This window comes from Micromonospora sp. RV43, from assembly GCF_001029515.1.
GTDB classification, from domain to species: domain Bacteria; phylum Actinomycetota; class Actinomycetes; order Mycobacteriales; family Micromonosporaceae; genus Micromonospora; species Micromonospora aurantiaca.
Genome location: NZ_LEKG01000153.1, coordinates 1 through 19,713 on the forward strand (window position 1 = coordinate 1; position 19,713 = coordinate 19,713).

Genomic DNA, 19,713 nt, shown 5'->3' on the forward strand with positions numbered 1-19,713 from the left:
GGGCCGGGCCGCCCGCCCCAACCCCGTCAGTCGCGGTCGATGTGGTGGCCCACCACGGTCGGGCCGAGCATCACGGCGAAACCGGAGCCGTCTCGGCGCGGGTCCGCAGGCGGCAGGTCCACCGGGTCGCCGGTGGCCGTCGCGCCCACCGGCCGCGGGCCGATCCAGGCCACCGACAGCTCCAGCTCGCCCTTGAGGAACCGCTGCGCGCGTACGCCGCCGGTCGCCCTTCCCTTCGCCGGGTACGCCTTGAACGGCGTCACCTTCACCGTCGCTCCGGTCGAGGTGACCACCATCGGCTCACCGTGCTTCGAGTCGTCCGTGCGGATCGCGCCGAAGAAGACCGCCCGCGCGCCGGCCGGCAGGTTGATGCCGGCCATGCCACCGCCCTTGAGCCCCTGCGGGCGTACGACGGATGCGGCGAAGCGCAGCAGCGACGCCTCGGACGAGACGAACGCCAGCGTCTCGGCGCCGTCGGTCAGCCAGGTCGCGCCGATCACCTCGTCGCCGTCACGCAGCGAGATCACCTCGAACTCGTCGGAGCGGACCGGCCAGTCCGGGGCGCACACCTTCACCACGCCCGCCCGGGTGCCGAGCGCCAGGCCGGGCGACCCCTGCGCGGACGGGCCCAGCGGCGCGAGCCCGACCACCGTCTCGCCCGGCTCCAGCGGCACCAGTTCCGCCGCCGACATGCCGCCGCGCAGCGACACCGTGCCGGACTGCTCCGGCAGCACCGGCAACGGCAACACGTCGATCTTGAACGCGCGGCCGGCGCTGGTCACCAGCAGCACCCGCCCGCGGGCGGTGGAGTGCACGATCGCGCGTACCGCGTCGTGCTTGACCCGGCCGCTGCGCCGGCGCGCCTCGGCGGCCTCCTCCGACTCGGCCGCGGTCCGCGCCACCAGCCCGGTGGCGGAGAGGATCACCTGGCACGGGTCGTCGGCGACCTCCAGCGGACCGGCGGGCACCGAGGCGGCCAGCACCTCCTTGAGGTCGCCGTCGACGAGCGTGGTGCGTCGCGGCGCGCCGAACTGCTTGACCACGGCGGCCAGCTCGTCGGAGACCACCTTCCGAAGCACCTTCTCGTCGTCCAGGATCTTCGACAGCTCGGCGATCTCGCCGCGCAGCTTCTCCTGCTCGGCCTCCAGTTCCAGCCGGTCGTACTTGGTCAGCCGGCGCAGCGGAGTGTCCAGGATGTAGGTCGCCTGGATCTCGGAGAGCTTGAACCGCTGCATCAGGCCGTCCTTGGCGGCCTGGGCGTCCTCGCTGGCACGGATCAGCTTGACCACCCGGTCGATGTCGAGCAGGGCGATCAGCAGGCCGTCGACCAGGTGCAGGCGCTCCTCCCGCTTGCGCTTGCGGTACGAGCTGCGCCGGGTCACCACCTCGTAGCGGTGAGCCAGGAACACGTCGAGCAGTTCCTTGAGCCCGAGCGTGCGGGGCTGGCCGTCGACGAGCACCAGGTTGTTCACGCCGAAGGACTGCTCCAGCGGGGTGAGCCGGTAGAGGTCGGCCAGCAGCGCCTGCGGGTTGACGCCGACCTTGCACTCCACCACCAGGCGGGTGCCGTTCTCCCGGTCGGTGAGGTCCTTGACGTCGGCGATCCCGGTCAGCCGCTTGGTCTTGTTCACCTCGTTGGTGATGGCCGCGATGACCTTCTCGGCGCCGACGCCGTACGGCAGCTCGGTCACGGTGATGGCCTGCCGGCCGCGGCTGCCCTCCAGCGGGCCGATCTCCACCCGGCCGCGCATGCGCACCACGCCGCGCCCGGTCTCGTACGCGCGGCGTACCTCGTCCAGGCCGAGCAGCAGCCCGCCGGTCGGCAGGTCGGGGCCGGGCACGAACTCCATGAGCTTGTCGAGTGTGGCGTCCGGGTGGTTGATCAGCCACCGGGCGGCCTGGACCACCTCGCCGAGGTTGTGCGGGATCATGTTCGTCGCCATGCCGACCGCGATGCCGGACGCGCCGTTGACGAGCAGGTTCGGGAAGGCCGCCGGCAGCACGGTGGGCTGGGTGAGCGAGCCGTCGTAGTTCGGCTCGTAGTCGACGGTGTCCTCACCCAGCTCGCCGGTGAGCAGCATCGCCTCCCGGGACATCCGGGCCTCGGTGTAGCGCGCCGCCGCCGGTCCATCGTCCTGTGACCCGAAGTTGCCGTGCCCGTCGATCAGCGGGACGTTGAGCGAGAAGTCCTGCGCCAGCCGCACCATCGCGTCGTAGATGGCGGTGTCGCCGTGCGGGTGGTACTTGCCCATACAGTTGTGCACCACGCGGCCCTCCGCGACGAACGCATGTTCGTCGGCGCCGACCTGGATGTCGTACGTGGTGTCGGCAGGAATCTGCTCGACCGAGACCACCCGCAGGAAGGATCGGCCCGAAAGCGCCTCGAGCCGACTCGCGAGCGGAGACCCGATGCGCCGGAGTTTTCGGACCCACCCATCCCGCTCAGCACGCCAGAGCGGGAATGAACGCTCCGACAGCGGCACGCCGTTACGGTCCTTGCCGTAACGGATCTGGCTACCCGCGCCCGAAAGTGATGATCGGAACGCCTTGCCGGCCTCGTCCCGGAACCAACCGCCTCCCTGGTGGGCGTCGGCGAACTCCTTGATCACCCGCGCGTACGGCAGCCGGTCGTTGCCCTGCTTGCCGCCGTACTGACAGGTCAGGTCCACCACCTTCTCCAGACCTACGATCTTGTAACCGATCCGCACCCAGGGCAGCAGAATCTCGGCCAGGGCGGCGGCATCACGCCCGCTGAAGGACAGGCCGAGAAGGCGTTGAGAGCCGTCTCGCGCGCTGGTCCAGTAATGCCCGTGCAAGCCCAGGTCGGCCAGCATGGAGTTGATCTGCCGCACGAGCGTCTCGCTGGTGCTGACGAAGACGATCTCCCGGAAGCGCTTGCGGACATAACCGTCACCGTCGAAGAAACCGGCAAGGAAAGGGGCCCATGCCGAGCGGTTCTCGAGGACATCACTCGGCACACGCTTGGCACTGCTCAGCGGTCCCCCCGCTTCGAGCAGGCCCTCGTGCCTCGCGAACGTGACGATGTGCTGATCGCGGTGCCGCGGATCAGTCGCCGTCCGCTTGCCTCGGCTGACGTTGAGCCCGTTGGCGATCGCCCAACCATGTGCGACATCGAGTGGCTCGACGTCACACATGTGCACTCGCACACGACCGTCAGCCGAGCGAGCACGGTCGACGGCGAAGCCCTCCGCCACCACCAGCCCGCGAACGTAGTCGTACAGCGTGCCGCCGGGGGCGGCGGATTTCCTGCGGGCACCGCCGTACGCGAGCGTGAGGTGCCCCGCGAGTTCGGAGGCCTCCACCCAACGAACCGACAGGTCCTCGTCGACCACGCGGAAACGCTGGCCGGGCGTGACCGACATGGTGTGTCCGTTGTCCCAGGTGACCCGAACCAGCTCCGACTGCGGGTTTCGGTAGACCGCCACGACCGGAGTGGCGACTCCGTCGCCGTCGAGCACCGTGTCGCCGACCTCGATCGACTCGATCGGCCGAAGACCACTCGGTGTCGACACGAGCGTCCCCGCGACGAAGCAGTCGCCGACGATCCGGGCGCTCTTGACGTGGCCGCGGTCCGGCCGGTGGCCCTGCTCGTGCATCGACCAGAGGATGCGCCGGTGCACCGGCTTGAGCCCGTCGCGCGCGTCGGGCAGGGCGCGGGAGTGGATGACCGAGAACGCGTACTCCAGGTAGGAGTCCGAGACCTCGGTGACCAGCGGGTTGTCGAAGACGCGGGCGCCGGCCTGGTCGAAGGCGGCCAGGTCCGCCTTCGCGCGTTCTTCCTTGCGGCGTGCCATGGTGCGGTTTCCTTCCGAGACGAACCCGTTGGTCAGGCGTCGATGGCGTCGCGGTCGACCCGGTCGGCGGAGTCGATCAGCCAGTTGCGGCGGGGCTCGACCTTCTCCCCCATGAGCAGTTCGAGGATCCGCTCGGCGGCCTCGACGTCGTCGAGCGTGATCCGGCGGACCGCCCGGGTGGCCGGGTTCATGGTGGTCTCCCACAGCTCGTCGGCGTCCATCTCACCGAGGCCCTTGAAGCGCGGGATGGGCGTGACGATCTGCTTGCCGGCCTTCTCCAGCTTGCGGACCGTCGCCTCCATCTCGGCCTGGGTGTAGGTGTAGACGGTCTGCGGGTTGCGCCCCTTCGTGGTGATCTTGTGCAGGGGCGGCATCGCCGCGTAGAGCCGCCCGGCCTCGATCAGCGGCCGCATGTAGCGGGCGAACAGCGTGATCAGCAGGGTACGGATGTGCGCGCCGTCGACGTCCGCGTCGGCCATGATGAGCACCCGGCCGTACCGCAGGGCGGACAGGTCGAACGTACGGCCGGAGCCGGCGCCGAGCACCTGCACGATCGCCGCGCACTCGGCGTTGTCCAGCACCTGCTGGAGGTTGGCCTTCTGCACGTTGAGGATCTTGCCGCGGATCGGCAGCAGCGCCTGGTATTCGGAGGAGCGGGCCATGCGGCTCGTCCCGAGCGCGCTGTCGCCCTCCACGATGAACAGCTCGCTGCGCTCCACGCCGGTGGCGCGGCAGTCGACGAGCTTGGCCGGCATGGCCGCGCCCTCCAGCGCGGTCTTGCGGCGGGCGGCGTCCTTCTGCTGCTTCTGGGTGAGCCGGACGCGGGCCGCGTCGACGATCTTCTGAAGCACCGTACGGGCCTCGGCCTTGGTCCGGCGGTCCTCCAGCCAGCTCTTGAGGTGCGCCTCGACCAGACCCTGGAGCACCTTGGTGATGCCGGCGGTGGACAGCTCGTCCTTGGTCTGCGAGGTGAACTGCGGTTCGGGGATGCGCACGTGCACCACGGCGGTCATGCCCTCCAGGACGTCGTCCAGGGTGGGCGCGTCCTCCTTGGGCTTGAGCAGGCCGCGGGCGTTGCGGGCGGCGTCGGCGAGGGTACGGGCCAGCGCCCGCTCGAAGCCCTTGCGGTGGGTGCCGCCGTGGGCGTTGCGGATGGTGTTGGTGAAGCACTCGACGGTGCGCTCGTAGCCGGTGCCCCAGCGGAACGCCACCTCGACCTCGGCGCGGCGCTGCACGTTGGACTGCATGACGCCGTTGGCGTCGGCGGCGTTCTCCCGGTAGGTGCCCTCGCCGGTGACCAGCAGCGTGCCGGAGACCGGCCGGTCGCCGGCCGGGGCGAGGAACTCCACCATGTCGGTGAGGCCGTTGGGGAAGTGGAAGCTCTCCTCGACGCTCTGCTCGCCGGTCTCGTCGCGCAGCCGGTAGGCGACGCCGGGGACGAGGAACGCGGTGTTGCGCAGCTTGAGCCGGACCGTCTCGGTGTCGAGCGCGGCGCCGGTCTCGAAGTAGCGCGGGTCGTGCCACCAGCGGATCGAGGTGCCGGTGCGCTGGCCGCGCTTCATCGCGCCGACGATCTGGAGACCGGGGCCGGGGGTGAACGGCGCGTCCGGCCCGTCGCCGTCGAAGACGCCCGGTACGCCGTGGCGGAACGACATGGCGTGGACCTTGCCGCCGCGCCGGACGGTGACGTCGAAGCGGCGGGACAGCGCGTTGACCGCTGACGCGCCGACGCCGTGCAGGCCGCCGGAGGTCTTGTAGCCGGAGCCGCCGAACTTGCCGCCCGCGTGCAGGCGGGTCAGCACCAGCTCGACGCCGGAGATGCCGGACTTCGCGTGCACGTCGGTGGGGATGCCCCGGCCGTCGTCGTCGACCTGGACCGAGCCGTCGGCGTGCAGGATCACGTCGACCTTGGTGGCGTGACCGGCGACACCCTCGTCGGTCGAGTTGTCGAGGATCTCGTTGACGAGGTGACCCACGCCACGGCTGTCGGTCGAGCCGATGTACATGCCCGGGCGCTTGCGGACGGCGTCGAGGCCCTCCAGATGCGTCAGGTCGTCGGCCCCGTAGAGGGTCTCAGGCTGTGCGGTCAACTGGTCGTACTCCCAGGTCTCGGCGGTGTGGTGCCGTTCACCGTGTGATCCCCCCACGATGATCGCCGGGCGCGGCGCGCCGGAGCGAGCCTAGCCGGGTGCCCCGACAGGTCGGCGGCACCGGGGCGGTGCGTTGCGCGATCGGCCTGCCGGCCGGGTCCGCGCCGCGGCCGCGTACGGCGGCCGGCGGGACGGGCCGGGGCTCCAGGCGGCACAACGACCCGGGCACCGGATGTCTTCCCCGATGCGGGGCCACTGATGTCGAACCATTGACGTCCGTCACACGTGCGTGATCTGATCGCCCCCCTGAAGAATCTTTCACATTTCGATGTCTTGGGAGGTCGGGCATGTCCGTGTTCCGTCGTTCCGTGCTCGCGGCGGCGCTGGCGCTCGCCACGGTGGCGTTACCCGCCGCCGCGGCGCCCGCCCGGCCCGCAGCCGCCGCACTGCCCACCGCCGCGGTGGCGCTGGGAGACAGCTTCATCAGCGGTGAGGGCGCCGGGGCGTACGCGCCGGTCGTGGACGTCAACGGGGTGGCCCAGGGCTTCCCCGGCTGGTCCGCCGCCAACGCCAACGCCTACTTCTGCCACCGCTCCCCGAACGCCTCGCTGTTCCAGGCCGACCTGCCCGGCATCTCCGCGCGGTTCAACCTGGCCTGCTCGGGCGGCCAGCCGTACGACATCGCCAGCGCCTCGGCCACCCGGACCAAGGGGCGGCAGGTGGCCGCCCAGCTCGACCAGCTCCGGTCGGTGGCGCGGACCCACGACATCGACCTGGTGCTCGTCGGCCTCGGCTCGAACAACAGCTCGTTCACCTTCGGCAGCGTGGCGGAGAAGTGCGCCAACCGGTTCATCGCCGACGCGTGGACCGGCTGGTGGGAGTTCTGGGCGTACCTGGGCGGGCCGGTGGAGCAGAAGCCGTGCACCGACGCCGACCTGGGCACGGCCGCGCAGTTCGCCGCCGCCACCGCGGAGACCACCACGGCGCTGCGGCAACTGCTCACCACGCTGGACCAGATCGACGCCGACGGGCAGCACCGGGTGGTGTTCCAGGACTACACCAACCCGCTGCCGTTCGAGCTGAACCAGACCTACTGGACCGAGGACAGCCGCGACGACACCCGGGACAAGTTCCGCGCGCTGGGCGCCGAGCGGTACGCGGCCGGCTGCCCGATCCACCGGGCCAGCCTGGCGCCCGGCCACCGCTTCTCGCAGGGGCTCGGCACGCTCGTCAGCTCGGTACGCGGCACGCTCGCCGGCGAGTTCCCGCAGGACGACCTGGTCTACCTGAACGTGCAGCGCGCGTTCGACGGCGCCCGGCTCTGCGAGTCGACCGGCAGCCCGGGCAATGCCCTGGCCACGCCGATCCGGCTGATGGACGGCCCGAGCGGCACGTTCGTCACCAGCCTCTCCGGGTACGACAAGCTCGACATCCAGCGGATCGCCAACGCCTGCGGCACGTACTTCCAGACCTGCCAGGAGTCGTGGCACCCGAACGCTGCCGGACACAAGGTGCTCGGCCGGTGCCTGGCCGGGGCGGCGGCGACCGGTGCCCGTACCGTCTCCTGCGTCCGCGCCCCGGACGGCACGGTGAGTGTGAGCTGAGCGCGCCGGACCGGGCCGGAAGAACCGGCCCGGTCCGGCGTCAGGCCCGGATCGCGGTGCCGAGGACGTGCGGCGAGGCCGGGGCCGGCAGCCCGGTCGGCGGGAAGCGGAAGCGGTCCAGCGCGGTCACCTCGAACCCGGCGGCCCGGATCGCGGCCACCGTGTCCCGGGCGGTGTGGCAGCCGGCGCAGAACAGCGGCCAGAGCGTGGCGTCGGCCAGGCGCTGGGCCCGGCGCAGGCCGGGCGTCTGCGCCACCACGTGTTCGTAGAAGCGCAGTTCGCCGCCGGGCCGCAGCACCCGGCGTGCCTCGCCCAGCGCGACCGCCTGGTCCGGCACCGAGCAGAGCACGAGCGACAGCACCACCGCGTCGGCGGCGCCGTCGGCGACCGGCAGCGCCTCGGCGAGACCGGCGACGACTGTCACAGGTACCCGGGCGCCGGGTGCGGCGGCGCGGGCCAGGGCACGCAGGCGTGGCTCCGGCTCGACGGCGACCACGCCGGTCACCCCCGGTGGGTAGTGCGCGAGGTTGCGCCCGTTGCCTGCGCCGACCTCGACCACCCGGCCGCGCAGCCCGGCGACGAGGCGGGCGCGGTGCTCGGCCATCCCGGCCTGGTCCATCGCGACGCTGGCGCGGGCGAAGAGCCGGGAGAAGATCGGATGGGAGACGGCCATCAGGGGCCTGCCGGTGGCGCGCCGAGGCTGAGCAGGAGCGGGCCGGCGGATCCGTCGACCAGGTCGCCGAGGCGTACCCCGTCGAGCACGGCGAGGAAGGCGGCCTGCGCGCGGCGCAGCTCGCCGCGCAGCCGGCACTCCGCGACCAGCGGGCAGACCGGTTGCGCGCAGTCGACCACCTCGCCGTCGCCCTCGAAGGCGCGGACCACTCCCCCGACGGTGATGTCCCCGGCGTGTTCGGCGAAGGCCACGCCGCCGGAGCGGCCCCGGATGGTCACCAGGACGCCGATGCGTTGCAGCCGCTGCACGACCTTGGCGACGTGGCTGCGGGGCAGTTCGAGCCGGGTGGCGAGTTCGTCGACTGTGGCCCGGACCGGGGACGCGGCGGTCAGCATGGCGATCCGCAACGCCATGTCGGTCGACCGGTTCAGCCTCACGCACCGACCCTAGCCACTCGGCGCCGTCCGGGACACCAGCAGATTCACGGTGACCCTTGCCACCCCGGCACCGGGACCTTCGGCCCTGAAAGAGGAATCGTGGATTCCTGTTTCGTGGAGATCGACCTGTTCGAACCCCGGAAGGAGATTCGGTCGTGCTCTCGGAATCCTCAGCTGCGGTCGTGACCGCCACCCTGCCCGTCGTGCAGGCGCACGGCGAGGCCATCACCGGCCGCTTCTACCAGCGGATGTTCGACGCCCACCCGGACCTGCTGGACCTGTTCAACCGGGGCAACCAGGCCACCGGAGCGCAGAAGGCCGCGCTCGCCTCGGCGGTGGTCGCGTACGCGGCGCACCTGACCGGCGACACCGGCATGCCGTGGGGACCGGTCCTGGACCGGATCGCGCACAAGCACGCCTCGCTCGGCATCACCGCCACCCAGTACCCGATCGTCGGCCGGCACCTGCTCGCCGCGGTCGGCGAGGTGCTCGGCGACGCGGTCACGCCGGAGGTGGCCGCCGCCTGGGACGAGGTCTACTGGCTGCTGGCCTGCGAGTTGATCGCCCGCGAGGCGCGGCTGTACGCCGGCGCCGGCGTGCCCGAGGGCGGTCCGGTGTGGCAGGACTGGCGGGTGACCGGCCGGGCCCGGGAGAGCGCCGACGTCGTCTCGCTCACCCTCGCGCCGGCCGGCGGCGGCGCCGCGCCCGGCTTCACCCCCGGCCGGTACGTCTCGGTCGCCGTCGACCTGGACGGCGGCCGGGGACAGCAGATCCGCCAGTACAGCCTCTCCGGCCGCCCGGGCGCCGACACGTGGCGGATCACAGTGAAGCGCGTACGTGGCGAGGGCGGCGCGCCCGACGGCATGGTCTCCGGCCACCTGCACGACCGGGTCGCGGTCGGCGACACGCTACGGCTGAGCCCCGCGTTCGGCGAGGTCGACGCCACCGGCGGCGACGGGCCGCTGCTGCTGATCAGCGCCGGCATCGGGCTCACCCCGGCGATGGCGGCGCTGGCCCACCTGGCCGACCGGAACCCCGGACGCCAGGTGACGCTGGCGCACGCCGACCGGGACGCCGAGGCACACGCGCTGCGCGCGGAACTCCCCGTGCTCCAGCAGCGGCTGCCGAACCTGGCCGTCCACCTCTGGTATCTCGACGCCGCCGGGGCCGACCTGCCCGGCCTGAAGGCTGAGGTGTCCGCCGGGCTGATCGACCCGGACCGGCTCCCGCTGCCCGCCGGGGCGGCCGCGCACCTGTGCGGTCCGATCGCGTTCATGAACCTGGTCCGGGGCAACCTGCTGCGCCGGGGTGTGCCGGCCGAGCGGATCGCCTACGAGGTGTTCGGTCCCGGGATGCTGCCGGGCTGACGCCCCGCCGCGAGACAGGACCTCCGCAGACCCGATTCTCCGGCACGAGGGGGCCCGTCCAGCGCCCGGAGCCTCCACGGCGGAGGCGACGGGCCCGCGGAGAAGTCGGCGATCTCCTGGGTGGGGGCGGAACCCGAGGGCAGGGGCGCGGGGCGAACGGGTCCGGCCACCCCTTGCTACCCACCGGTAGGTTCGGGCCGTACCCTGATCCGGGTGAGCGGGGACTACACCCAGGAGTTCGTGGACGTCGACGGCGCGCGCATCGGCGTGCAGGTCTACCCGGAGCCGGCCGGTCCGCCCGGCGCGCCGGTGGTGCTGATCTGGCCGGCCATGGGCGTACGCGCCCGCTACTACCGGCCGTTCGCCGCCGCGCTGCGCGACGCCGGGCTCGCGGTGATCGTGGCCGACCTGCGCGGCACCGGCGAGAGCACCCCCGCGCCGTCGCGCGCCTGCCGCTACGGCTACCAGGAGATGGCCACCGACGTCGGCGCCGTGCTCGACGCGCTCAAGCCCCGGCTGGACGGCCGTACCCGGCTGCTGCTCGGGCACTCCCTCGGCGGTCAGGTGGCGGTGCTGCACCAGGCGCTGCACGACGACGACCGGGTGGACGGGCTGGCCCTGGTGGCGGTGGGGCTGCCGTGGTGGCGGCGGTACCCGGGCCTGCGCGGGTGGGGCGTGCTGCCGTACACCCAGGCGATCGCGGCCACGGCCCGGCTGCTCGGCGTCTGGCCGGGCTGGGGCTTCGGCGGCCGGCAGGCCGCCGGCGTCATCCGGGACTGGGCGCACACGGCCCGCACCGGCCGCTTCCCCGCACTGGACGGGGTGGACACGGAGGCCGCCGTACGGCGGATCCGCACACCTGTGCTGGCGGTGAGCGTCGACGACGACCAGTACACGCCGCACGAGACGCTCGACCACCTCTGCGAGAAGCTGACCGCGGCGCCGGTGACGCGGCACCGCTACACGGTCGCCGAGGCGGGCGCGCCGCTCGACCACTTCACCTGGGTACGCGCGTCGGCGCCCCTGGCCGACCGGATCGCCGCGTTCGCCGGCACGCTCCCCCGCCGCTGAGCCCTCCTCCTCCCCGCCACGCCGGGCGTGAGTCGCCCGATCGTGGGTATGCCGCACCGCCCGAACACGGCGGAGGGGGATCTGATGTCAGAACGGCACACCACGCTGCGCTCGATGCACGACCTGGGCCTGGCGGCCTGGTTCGGCGGTTCCCTGATGGGGGCGCTCGGCGTCAACGGCGCGGCGGCACGGATCAACGACACGACCGAGCGGCTGCCGGTGGCCTCGGCCGGGTGGGCGCGGTGGACACCGGTCAACGCGGCGGCGATCGGCGCGCACCTGGCCGGCGCGGTCGGTGAACTGGTCACCGAGAGCCCGCGGATGGCCCGCCAGGCGGGCGTGGGGAAGATGAGCGCGGTGAAGACCGCGCTGACGGTCGGCGCGCTGGCGGTGACCGGCTACAGCCGGCTGGTCGGCATGCGGCTGGAGAAGGCCGGCGGCCCGCCGGTCGAGGGGACCACCGAACCCAACCACCACACCCCGGCGAACGTCGCCGCCAGCCAGCGGCAGATGAAGCTGCTCCAGTGGGCGGTCCCGGCGCTGACCGGCGCGCTCGTCGTGGTGTCGGCGTACATGGGCGAGCAGCAGAAACCGGGCCAGGTGTTCCGGGGCATGCTCGACCGCGCGGGCGGGCTGATGTCCGCGCCGAAGAACATCGGCAAGGTGGCCGCCGTGGGCGCGGCCGGACGTCATCTGGTCGGGGCGGCCCGTTGACCACCGCGCGGCCGGCGACCCACATCGGGGTGGGCCACCGGCCGCGCGGTGCCCCGGGACCAGACCGTCCGTCGACGGGCGGCACGGACATCAGCAGCCAGGCGAGGTGACCATGACCAGCAGGGACCGGCCGGGTACGGGTGACGGGCGCGGACCGGAGTCGGCCGCGCCGTGGGGCACCACCGACGGCTTCGACGCCGACCCGCCGTGGGGCGCCGGTGACAGCGACCCGATGGACGAGGGCAGCGAGGAGACCGCCGTACCCGAGGGGCGGCTCGGCGAGCGCCGGGCGGCCGGCGCCGGGCCGGGCGGACCGAAGGCGGGCCGGCACGGGTTCGGATCCGTCGAGCCGACCCGGACGCCCGAGGCCGGGCCGGGCGCGCCGCCGGATCCGGCGCCGTCGGGACGGACGTTCCCGGACGACAGGGCGGACGGCGACCTCGGCGACAACGCGCTGGAGGAGGCGACCGGGATGCGCCCGGAGACGCGTCCCTAGGCCGTCAGGAGCCGGTGCCGTCCTCGCCCGGACCACCCGGCGCCGACGGCTCGTTGTCAGGCACCGGTGACTCGGCCACCGGGTGCCCGGTGTCGTCGACCAGGCCCGGCGCCATGCTGCCGCCGTGCGCCTCCTCTGCCTCCCGGGTCGCTCGCGGGTCTCGCTCGTCCTCGCCGCGCCGCTTCTCCACCGATCCCCCTTCGCTGTCGTCCATGCCCCCGGCGGTACCCGGACGACGGCTGAGGAAACGTCAGGCGCGCGCGGCGGCGGGCGCGACGCCGAGCAGGCCGGCCAGGCGGGCGGCGTCGCGCTGGGCCTGGTCACCACAGCAGTTGTTCATCAGCACGTGCAGCTCGGCGCACTGGTCGGCCAACTCGCGCAGCAGCACCGACCAGTGCCGCAACTCCCGCTCGCCGTAGGCGTAGCGGAACCGCTCCTGCTTGTCGCCGCTCTCCCAGGCGGTGCTGTGCCCGTGGAACCTGATCACGGCCAGGTCGGTGGTGGCGACCAGGATCGGCGGCACCGAGGAGACGTGCCCCTGCGGCATGTCCACACAGGCGTACCCGAGGTCGTGTTCACGCAGGAACGTGACGGTGTCGGCCATCGCGTCCCCGTCGAACCAGGACGAGTGCCGCAGCTCGACGGTGACCGGCCAGGGGCGGCAGCGCCGCGCGGCGTCCAGGATCCGCCGCCGGGCCGCCTCGCCGCGGGCCAGCCACGGCGGGAACTGCAACAGCACGGCACCGAGCCGGTCGGCCGCCGCGAGCGGCGCCAGCGCCGCGTGGAACCGGTCCCACACCTCGTCGTACGCCCCGGCGGGCAGGTCACGCCAGCGGATCCGGCTCGGGCCGCCGGCCGGACGCAGGTCGCGGGGCAGCGCGTCGACCGGCGTGTGGTGGCCGGTGAACAGCCGGAACGCCTTGACGTCGAAGGTGAACCCGTCCGGGGTGGCGGCCGCCCAGCCCGCCGTCGTCTCCGGCGCCGGCACGGCGTAGTACGACGTGTCCACCTCGACCAGTCCGAACCGCTCGGCGTACCAGCCGAGCCGGCCGGCGGGGGTGTTGACCCCGCGCGGATACCAGCCGGAGCGGACCAGCATCTGGTCGGCCCAGGAGGACGTGCCCACCTTGATGACACCCATGTAATTCAGTTCACCGCGAGTGCGGGACATCGGCAACCGGAGATGCCCCGGGGCCGTGACCGGCGCCGGGTGACCGACCTCACCGGCTCCTCGGCGCGCCGGAGTGTGACGCCCGGCCGGGTGGCGGCGCTGAGGGTGACGAGATGGACGCATCCGGCCTGGACCAGGAAACCGTCGAGCGGCTGCTCGTCGGCCGCTCCGGCGACACGCCGACCGCTCCGCCGGGACTGGCCGCCGTGCTGGACGCGGTCCGCGCCGCGCCCGGCACGGGCGAGCTCGACGGCGAGGCGGCAGCGGTAGCGGCGTTCCGGGCCGCCCGGTGGATGCGCCGTCGCCGCGGTGCCCGGTTCGGCGTACGGGTGGCAGTGGCCGCACTGGCCGCGTCCCTGACCGGCGGCGTCGCGCTCGCCGCGACCGGGAACCTGCCGCGCGCCGCACGTCCGGCAGCGCCGCCGGTCGTCACCGCGCCCCCTGCGCCGTCGGCCCGGCCGAGCCCGCCGGCCGGCTCACCGGCGCCCCGGACACCACACCCGTCCTCGCCGCCCGGCCTGTGCGTCGCGTACCGGGCCGTCGCCGAGCCGGAGCGGGGACGGGCCCTGGCCACACCCGCCTTCAGCGGCCTCGTCGCCGCCGCCGGGGGGCACGACCGCGTGCCGGACTACTGCGCCGGGCTGCTGGGCGACGATCCGCCGGGAAAGGCCGGCGGGCGAGGCGGCGGCAGGTCCGCGCACCCGGTCCACCCGTCCGGCGGGCCGCCGGGCGTGGACGACCTCCCGCCCGGGCACGTCGGCCGACCGGCCGGCACCCCGCCCGGGCGGCGTCCCGGCTGACGACCGGCTGGTAACTTGCCCCCCCGTGACCCCCCGGCGTCGCCTACCGGCGATCCTCCTCCGCCTCGCAGTGGTCCTCGCCGTGCTGGCCGGCATCGTCCTCACCGCGCTCGGCCCGGCCACGGTGACCGGCCTGCTGCCGTACTTCACCATCCAGAGCAACGTGGCGGTCGGCGTCCTCGCCGGGTACGCCGCCTGGTGCGCGCTGCGCGACCGGCCGGAGCCACCGAGCGTCCTCAAGGGGGCTGTGACCCTCTACATCACCATCACCATCACCGGCACGGTCTACCACCTGGTGCTGGCCAACCCGGCCAGCCCGTTCGCGATGGCCCAGCCGGACCGGCAACCGGGTGAGTGGTGGGGCAACCAGTTCCTGCACACTGTGGTGCCGTTGCTGGCGGTCGCCGACTGGGCGCTGTTCGACAGGCGCGGCCGGCTGCGCCCCCGGTACGCCGCCTGGTGGCTGGTGTTCCCGCTCGGATACCTCGGGTTCGCGCTGGTACGCGGCCTGATCGTGGACAGGTACCCGTACCCGTTCATCGACGCGGGCGAGCTGGGCTACGACGGGGTGGCGGTCAGCGCGGTCGGGTTCGCCGCGGTGTTCTGGCTGCTGGGCCTGCTGTTCGTGGGCGTGGACCGGCTGCTCGCCCGGGCCGGGCGTGCCGATGCTGCGGCGAAGGAGCCACCCGCGGCCGGGCCGGTGGAGCCGACGACGGCAGCCGAGCCGGGCGCCTCGACGGCAGCCCAGCGGGAGACCACCGGCTCGGCCTGAGCAGCGGCCGGTCAGGCGGCCCGGTCAGGCGGCCCGGTGGGCCGGCCGGCCCGCGCGCATCCGCCGGCCCGAGCCGCGTTCCCGGCCGTACGAGTCGGCTCTTCCCCACCGGCCCGGCACGTCGAGCAGCTCGATTCGCCCGAACCCGCTCGGGACGGCCGGGTTCACCAGCAGGTTCTCCCCGCACGGACGCAACCCCAGCATCGTCGCCAGCAGCATCAGCAGCCCACCGGAGGCCCACGACTGCGGTCGCCCGGCCTCCGGCAACTGGACCGGGTACTTGGTCAGCGCGCGGGGGTAGCCGGCGATCGTCTCCGGGACCGAGCCGCCGAGCGTCTCCGCCATCGCGAACACGCCCGCGGCGATGTCGGCCGCCTCCTCGTCGAAGCCGTACCGCCGCAGGCCCGCCGCGACGATCGCGTTGTCCCAGGGCCAGACCGCGCCGAGGTGCGCGCCGACCGGGTTGTACGGCATCTGCCCCTGCGCGTAGGTGCGCACGCCCCAGCCGGAGAACAGGTCCGGCCCGCGCAGGTGCCCGGCCAGCGCGTCGGCCCGGTCCGGCTCCACGATGCCGCTCCACAGCAGGTGCCCCAGGTGCGAGGTGAGCGCGTCGACCGGCTCGCCGTCCGGCGTGAGCGCCAGCGCGTAGTAGCCCCGCTGCGGCAGCCAGAAGTCATTGTTGAACCGCTCCCGCAGACGCGCCGCGTCGGCCTCCAGGCGCTCGGCGTAGCCCGGGTCGTCCCAGAACTCCCGGGCCAGGCGGGCGCCCCGGATCCGCGCGTCGTACGCGTACCCCTGGAGCTCGCACGTGGCGCGCGGGTACGGCGGCTCCACCCCGGCCCGGTCGACGATCGCCTCCGGAGAGTTCCGCCAGGTCTGGTTGGCCACCCCGTTCACCGTGTTGCGTGGCCGGTAGCGCAGGTAGCCGTCGCCGCACTGGTCGCCGTACCGGGTCAGCCAGTCCAGCGCCATCCGGGCCGGGTGCCGCAACTCGTTGACCAGGTCGGTGTCACCGGTCCAGCGCTCGTACTCGTCGAGCAGGATCACGAACAGCGGCGTGGTGTCGGCCGCCCCGTAGTAGATCGCGGTGGGCTGCTCCTCGAACGCGGCCGCCTCGCCGTATCGCAACTCAGCGACGATCTTGCCGGGCTCCTCCTCGTGGTAGTCGTCGAGCCGGCCGCCCTGCACCATCGCCAGCATGTGCAGCGTGCCCGGGGTCAGGTCGGGCGTGAACGGCAGCGTCTGGAGGCAGGTGATCAGCGCGTCCCGCCCGTACAGCGCCATCGCCCAGGGCATCCCGCCGACCGGCACCGGGTCGGTGTAGGCCAGCGGCATGTAGCGCAGCGTGGCCAGGTCGGTCAGGGCCTGCCGGTAGACGGCGGTGAGCGCGGGCCGGTCGGAGACCAGGTGCGGCGCCCGCTCGTACCACCGTTCGAGATCCCCGCGCATGTCCTGCCGGACGTGCTGCCGGTGCGACTCGATGTCGGCCCGCAGGTCCCGCCCTCCCGCGCCCTGGATGATCATGGCGACGTGCAGGTCGACGTGCCACTCGCCCTGCGGCTCGACGCGGATCCGGAAGGTCATCCCGCGCGCGTCCACCTCGCCCGGGACGGTGCTGGAGACGCACGTCTCCCGGGTGAACCGCCCGCGCTCGTACCGGATCCGCAGCCGCTGCTGCTCCGGTTCGGGGATGACGGTCGGGTGACGCGGGCCGGGACGCAGGATCTCGGAGGTGTCGGCGAAGTCGCCGGCCATCTCCATCCGCACCGTGTACTCGGCGGGTTCGGCCGAGTGGTTCAGCACCGTGAGGCTCTCGTGGTACGCCTCGTCGATCGAGCGGTGCCGGATCACCGAGACGTCGGCGTCCACGTAGTGGCTGGCCGCGCCCGGCACCAGCACGAAGCGGGTCTCGAAGTAGGTCAGGTCGTCGCGGGACAACGCGTGCAGCCGCTCGCCGTCGATCGTGAGCACCCAGTGGGACAGGAACCGGGTGTCGAACGAGAACAGGCCGATCGGGGCGCACGGGTCGCGTTCCATGTCGCCCTGCGCGTCGCTCAACGCGAACGCGTTGCCCGCGAGGACGTGGACCAGTTCCTCCCTCATCGGGCCGCCGCCCGCTCACCGGCCACGTCGCGGGGATCCCGGGCGTCCGGCGGGCCGGGGAAGATCCGGCGCAGCGTCATCAGCAGCTTCAGCTCGCCGCGCGCGGCGAGGTCGTTGCGCAGCAGCGCGGCGGCCGGGTGCAGGCGCCCCGCCGCGATCCGGTCGAACACCTCCCGGTTCGCGCCGACCACCAGGTCCGCCTCCTCGGCCAGACGGTCCACCCGGACGTCCTGCCGGTCGATGGTCAGGTACCAGTGCTCGGTGCAGCCCTCGACGCGCAGATCCAGGCGGATGGTGCCGGAGGTGGTCTCGGGCAGCTCCGGGTGCCGGCCGGCGGTCCCCCGGGTCAGATGTTCCACGGCCGAGACGCTCATCGGGCCTCCTCGTCGGTGGTCGCGGGCGCCCGCCTGCCGGCGCCGCTCGTCCCGCAGCGTCCCCGCGTCGCGGGTGAGGCGAACTCACCCGGTCCGGGTGAGGCGCGGCGGAGCGGCGGGTATCCCTGGGCCCATGCCGACAACCGGGGACGCCACCGCCGACCGGGTACTGCTCGCGCTGCTGACCATGCAGCGTGAGTCCTGGGAGCAGGGGATCCTCGGTCAGGCACTGCTCGACCTGGGCCTGGACGAGGCCGCGGTGCTGGTCGCCGACGCCGCGGTGACCCGGCAGCGGCCGGACGGGCGGCTCGGGGAGCCGGCCGGCTCGGTGGGCGCGGTGAACGGCGCCGCGTGCGGTGAGGTGGTCCGGCACGCCGCGCGCCGCACCGGCGACCGGCGGTACGCCGTGGCGCTGGACGCCCAGCTCGACTGGCTGACCCGCCGGGCGCCGAGGGCCGCCGACGGCACGCTGTTCCACCTGCTCGACGGCCGCCAGGTGTGGGCGGACACGATCTACATGGTGGTGCCGCTGCTGGCGCTGACCGGCCGGACCGAAGCGGCCGCCGCGCAGGTCGCGGGGCACCGGCGACGGCTGTACGACGCGCGCACCGGCCTGTACGCCGCCCGCTGGGACGAGGACCGCGGCGAACCGGACCGGCCCGGGCCCTGGGGCACCGGCAACGGCTGGGTGGTCGCCGGAATCGCCCGCGCGCTGCGGCTCGCGCCGGACTGGCCGGGCGACCTCCGCGCCGAGCTGGCCGGGCACGCCGAGGAGGCGCTGACCGCCTGCCTCGCGTACCGGGGCGCGGACGGCCTCTTCCCCGACGTGCTGGACGAGCCGGACGCGTTCCGCGAGGCCAACACCGCCCAGCTGCTCGGGTACGCGGCCCTCACCGGAGTGGCCGACGGGTGGCTGGCCCGGTCCTGGTTCGAGGCGGGCGCGGACCTGCTCGCGGCCGCCGCCCGGCGGATCGACGCGTACGGCCGGGTGACGGGCGTCAGCGGGGCGCCGGACTTCGAGCGCCCCGGCACCTCACCCGAGGCGCAGGCGTGTCACCTGCTCGGGCACGCCGCGCTGCGCCGGGCCGGTGCGTCGCTCAGCGCAGGATGAGCCCTCGCACGTACGCGGCCTGACCGGCGTGCTGGAAGTCGTCGTCGAGCACGCTCACCAGCCGCACCCCGAGCGTCACAGGCGGATCCCAGTTCTCGTCCACCACCCGGTCCAGGTCGGCCGCGCTCAGCCCGCGCAGGTACGCCAGGCTCCGGTCCACCACCGCCCGGTGGTAGTCCAGCAGCACGCCGCCGTTCTCGGGGCGTACCGCGGCGATCTGCTCCGGGCCGTGCCCGAAGCCGGTGTCGGCGGGGTCCGGCGGCAGGCCGCACCGCCCCGCCCAGTCGCCGGTGGCCCAGAGCTGCGGCTCCCCCATCACGTCGGCGACATGGTCGTCCTGGATCCGCGTCAGGTGCCAGACCAGCCAGCCGACCGGGTTCGCCCCGTCGGCCGGCGCCTGCCGCAGCTGGGCCGCGTCGAGCCCGTCGAGCGCCCCGGCGACCAGATCCGGCAACCGCCCGTACGCCTCGGTCAGCACGTCCGTCACGTCCACGCGCGCCTCACTCCCCTGTCCTGTCGTGCGTACCCTCGGGCAGTACCGCCCAGCGTGCCCGGCAAACCTCGGCGCGGGCCCCGCCTCTAGGGTGATCGCGTGGTCGCGGCGCTGGAGCTGTATCTGGACACCGACGCCACCCGGCGGATCCGGGTGCTGTGGGACCTGCTGGAGTCCGACGGGGTGCCGAGCATGCGTTCCCTGCTGGCGCAGCGGCACCGCCCGCACCTCTCGCTGGCTGTCGCGCCCCGCCTGGACCCGCAGCGCGTCGCCGAGGCGCTGTCCGGAACCGTGGTGGCGGCGCCGCTGCGGCTGGAGTTCCAGCACGCCGGGCAGTTCCTCGGGCGGGTGCTCTGGATCGGGCCGGCGCCGACGCCCGAGCTGCTGGCGCACCACGCCGCGGTGCACGAACGGCTGGCGCGGGCCGGCGTCGAGGTGGTCGAGCACTACCGGCCGGGCCGCTGGGTGCCGCACTGCACGCTGTCCATGCGGGTGCCGAACCCGCTGATGGGCGCGGCGGTACGCCGGTGCCTGGAGGTGCTGCCGCTGACCGCGACCGTGGTCGGCGCGGCGGTGGCCGACCACGCCCGCGACATCTCCCACCCCCTGCCCTGACTCCCGC

18 protein-coding genes and 2 pseudogenes are annotated in these 19,713 nt (G+C 73.7%); 9 read left to right on the forward strand and 11 right to left on the reverse strand.

Features of this window, described 5'->3' with window-relative positions; all coding sequences use genetic code 11:
* Positions 1–26: 26 nt before the first annotated feature.
* The 4 genes and pseudogenes from ABD52_RS28475 to ABD52_RS28480 all read right to left on the reverse strand — a co-directional run bounded on the left by ABD52_RS28475 (position 27) and on the right by ABD52_RS28480 (position 5,962).
* Entirely contained in the window at positions 27–2,708 is a 2,682-nt protein-coding gene (locus ABD52_RS28475) for a DNA topoisomerase (ATP-hydrolyzing) (RefSeq protein WP_368665021.1), read from the reverse strand.
* Positions 2,709–2,756: 48 nt separating this feature from the next.
* Positions 2,757–3,566, reverse strand: a pseudogene (locus ABD52_RS41750) (LAGLIDADG family homing endonuclease); the annotation flags it as partial.
* A pseudogene (locus ABD52_RS41755) lies at positions 3,555–3,815 on the reverse strand (DNA gyrase subunit A); the annotation flags it as partial. The pseudogenes ABD52_RS41755 and ABD52_RS41750, both read right to left, overlap by 12 nt.
* A 32-nt stretch (positions 3,816–3,847) precedes the next feature.
* Positions 3,848–5,962, reverse strand: a complete 2,115-nt coding sequence (locus tag ABD52_RS28480; protein WP_030274799.1) for a type IIA DNA topoisomerase subunit B — start codon at positions 5,960–5,962, stop codon at positions 3,848–3,850.
* A gap of 290 nt (positions 5,963–6,252) precedes the next feature.
* Between ABD52_RS28480 and ABD52_RS28485 the strand changes: the two genes are divergently transcribed.
* Complete coding sequence (locus ABD52_RS28485; RefSeq protein WP_013285247.1) at positions 6,253–7,509, forward strand: hypothetical protein; 1,257 nt, start codon at positions 6,253–6,255, stop codon at positions 7,507–7,509.
* A 40-nt stretch (positions 7,510–7,549) separates the two neighbouring features.
* Here ABD52_RS28485 and ABD52_RS28490 read toward each other — a convergent pair whose 3' ends face one another.
* Both ABD52_RS28490 and ABD52_RS28495 read right to left on the reverse strand, forming a co-directional pair.
* Positions 7,550–8,182 (reverse strand): class I SAM-dependent methyltransferase, encoded by a 633-nt coding sequence (locus tag ABD52_RS28490; RefSeq protein WP_030274801.1) that lies wholly within the window; start codon positions 8,180–8,182, stop codon positions 7,550–7,552.
* Positions 8,182–8,619 (reverse strand): Rrf2 family transcriptional regulator, encoded by a 438-nt coding sequence (locus tag ABD52_RS28495; RefSeq protein WP_047893804.1) that lies wholly within the window; start codon positions 8,617–8,619, stop codon positions 8,182–8,184. Before ABD52_RS28495 ends, ABD52_RS28490 begins: the two co-directional genes overlap by 1 nt.
* 155 nt (positions 8,620–8,774) lie before the next feature.
* Between ABD52_RS28495 and ABD52_RS28500 the strand changes: the two genes are divergently transcribed.
* The 4 genes from ABD52_RS28500 to ABD52_RS28515 all read left to right on the forward strand — a co-directional run bounded on the left by ABD52_RS28500 (position 8,775) and on the right by ABD52_RS28515 (position 12,267).
* The gene (locus ABD52_RS28500) at positions 8,775–9,986 is read left to right on the forward strand and encodes a globin domain-containing protein (protein WP_047893805.1); all 1,212 of its coding nucleotides are present in this window, start codon (positions 8,775–8,777) and stop codon (positions 9,984–9,986) included.
* Positions 9,987–10,199: 213 nt separating this feature from the next.
* A complete protein-coding gene (locus ABD52_RS28505; RefSeq protein WP_013285243.1) occupies positions 10,200–11,057 on the forward strand; it encodes an alpha/beta fold hydrolase in 858 nt (285 codons plus the stop codon).
* 84 nt (positions 11,058–11,141) lie between these two features.
* Positions 11,142–11,771, forward strand: coding sequence for a hypothetical protein (locus tag ABD52_RS28510; protein WP_013285242.1), 630 nt, complete (start codon positions 11,142–11,144; stop codon positions 11,769–11,771).
* A gap of 112 nt (positions 11,772–11,883) precedes the next feature.
* A complete protein-coding gene (locus ABD52_RS28515) occupies positions 11,884–12,267 on the forward strand; it encodes a hypothetical protein (RefSeq protein WP_013285241.1) in 384 nt (127 codons plus the stop codon).
* Positions 12,268–12,271: 4 nt separating this feature from the next.
* Here ABD52_RS28515 and ABD52_RS28520 read toward each other — a convergent pair whose 3' ends face one another.
* On the reverse strand, positions 12,272–12,481 hold the full coding sequence (locus ABD52_RS28520; RefSeq protein WP_013285240.1) for a hypothetical protein: 210 nt from the start codon (positions 12,479–12,481) through the stop codon (positions 12,272–12,274).
* A 36-nt stretch (positions 12,482–12,517) separates the two neighbouring features.
* Positions 12,518–13,408 carry a DUF72 domain-containing protein gene (locus tag ABD52_RS28525; RefSeq protein ID WP_047893806.1) on the reverse strand — a complete coding sequence of 297 codons (891 nt, stop codon included), beginning with the start codon at positions 13,406–13,408 and terminating at the stop codon, positions 12,518–12,520.
* A 143-nt stretch (positions 13,409–13,551) separates the two neighbouring features.
* On the opposite strand from ABD52_RS28525, the gene ABD52_RS28530 reads away from it, so the two are divergent.
* Positions 13,552–14,238, forward strand: a complete 687-nt coding sequence (locus ABD52_RS28530) for a hypothetical protein (RefSeq protein WP_047893807.1) — start codon at positions 13,552–13,554, stop codon at positions 14,236–14,238.
* Positions 14,239–14,263: 25 nt separating this feature from the next.
* Positions 14,264–15,010 carry a Pr6Pr family membrane protein gene (locus tag ABD52_RS28535; RefSeq protein WP_047893808.1) on the forward strand — a complete coding sequence of 249 codons (747 nt, stop codon included), beginning with the start codon at positions 14,264–14,266 and terminating at the stop codon, positions 15,008–15,010.
* A gap of 24 nt (positions 15,011–15,034) precedes the next feature.
* Here ABD52_RS28535 and ABD52_RS28540 read toward each other — a convergent pair whose 3' ends face one another.
* Positions 15,035–17,113, reverse strand: a complete 2,079-nt coding sequence (locus ABD52_RS28540; RefSeq protein ID WP_047893809.1) for a glycogen debranching N-terminal domain-containing protein — start codon at positions 17,111–17,113, stop codon at positions 15,035–15,037.
* Entirely contained in the window at positions 17,110–17,487 is a 378-nt protein-coding gene (locus ABD52_RS28545) for an SCP2 sterol-binding domain-containing protein (RefSeq protein ID WP_013285235.1), read from the reverse strand. The genes ABD52_RS28540 and ABD52_RS28545 overlap by 4 nt, the downstream gene beginning before the upstream one ends.
* Positions 17,488–17,620: 133 nt before the next feature.
* Here ABD52_RS28545 and ABD52_RS28550 point away from each other — a divergent pair, with 133 nt between their 5' ends.
* On the forward strand, positions 17,621–18,598 hold the full coding sequence (locus ABD52_RS28550) for a glycoside hydrolase family 88 protein (RefSeq protein ID WP_047893810.1): 978 nt from the start codon (positions 17,621–17,623) through the stop codon (positions 18,596–18,598).
* On the opposite strand, the gene ABD52_RS28555 is transcribed toward ABD52_RS28550, so the two are convergent.
* Positions 18,585–19,091: a DinB family protein gene (locus ABD52_RS28555; protein ID WP_030274816.1), complete on the reverse strand. Its 507-nt coding sequence runs from the start codon at positions 19,089–19,091 to the stop codon at positions 18,585–18,587. The two genes, ABD52_RS28550 and ABD52_RS28555, sit on opposite strands and share 14 nt — an antisense overlap.
* Before the next feature lie 99 nt (positions 19,092–19,190).
* Here ABD52_RS28555 and ABD52_RS28560 point away from each other — a divergent pair, with 99 nt between their 5' ends.
* Positions 19,191–19,706 (forward strand): 2'-5' RNA ligase family protein, encoded by a 516-nt coding sequence (locus ABD52_RS28560; RefSeq protein ID WP_047893811.1) that lies wholly within the window; start codon positions 19,191–19,193, stop codon positions 19,704–19,706.
* The last annotated feature ends 7 nt before the right edge of the window (positions 19,707–19,713 follow it).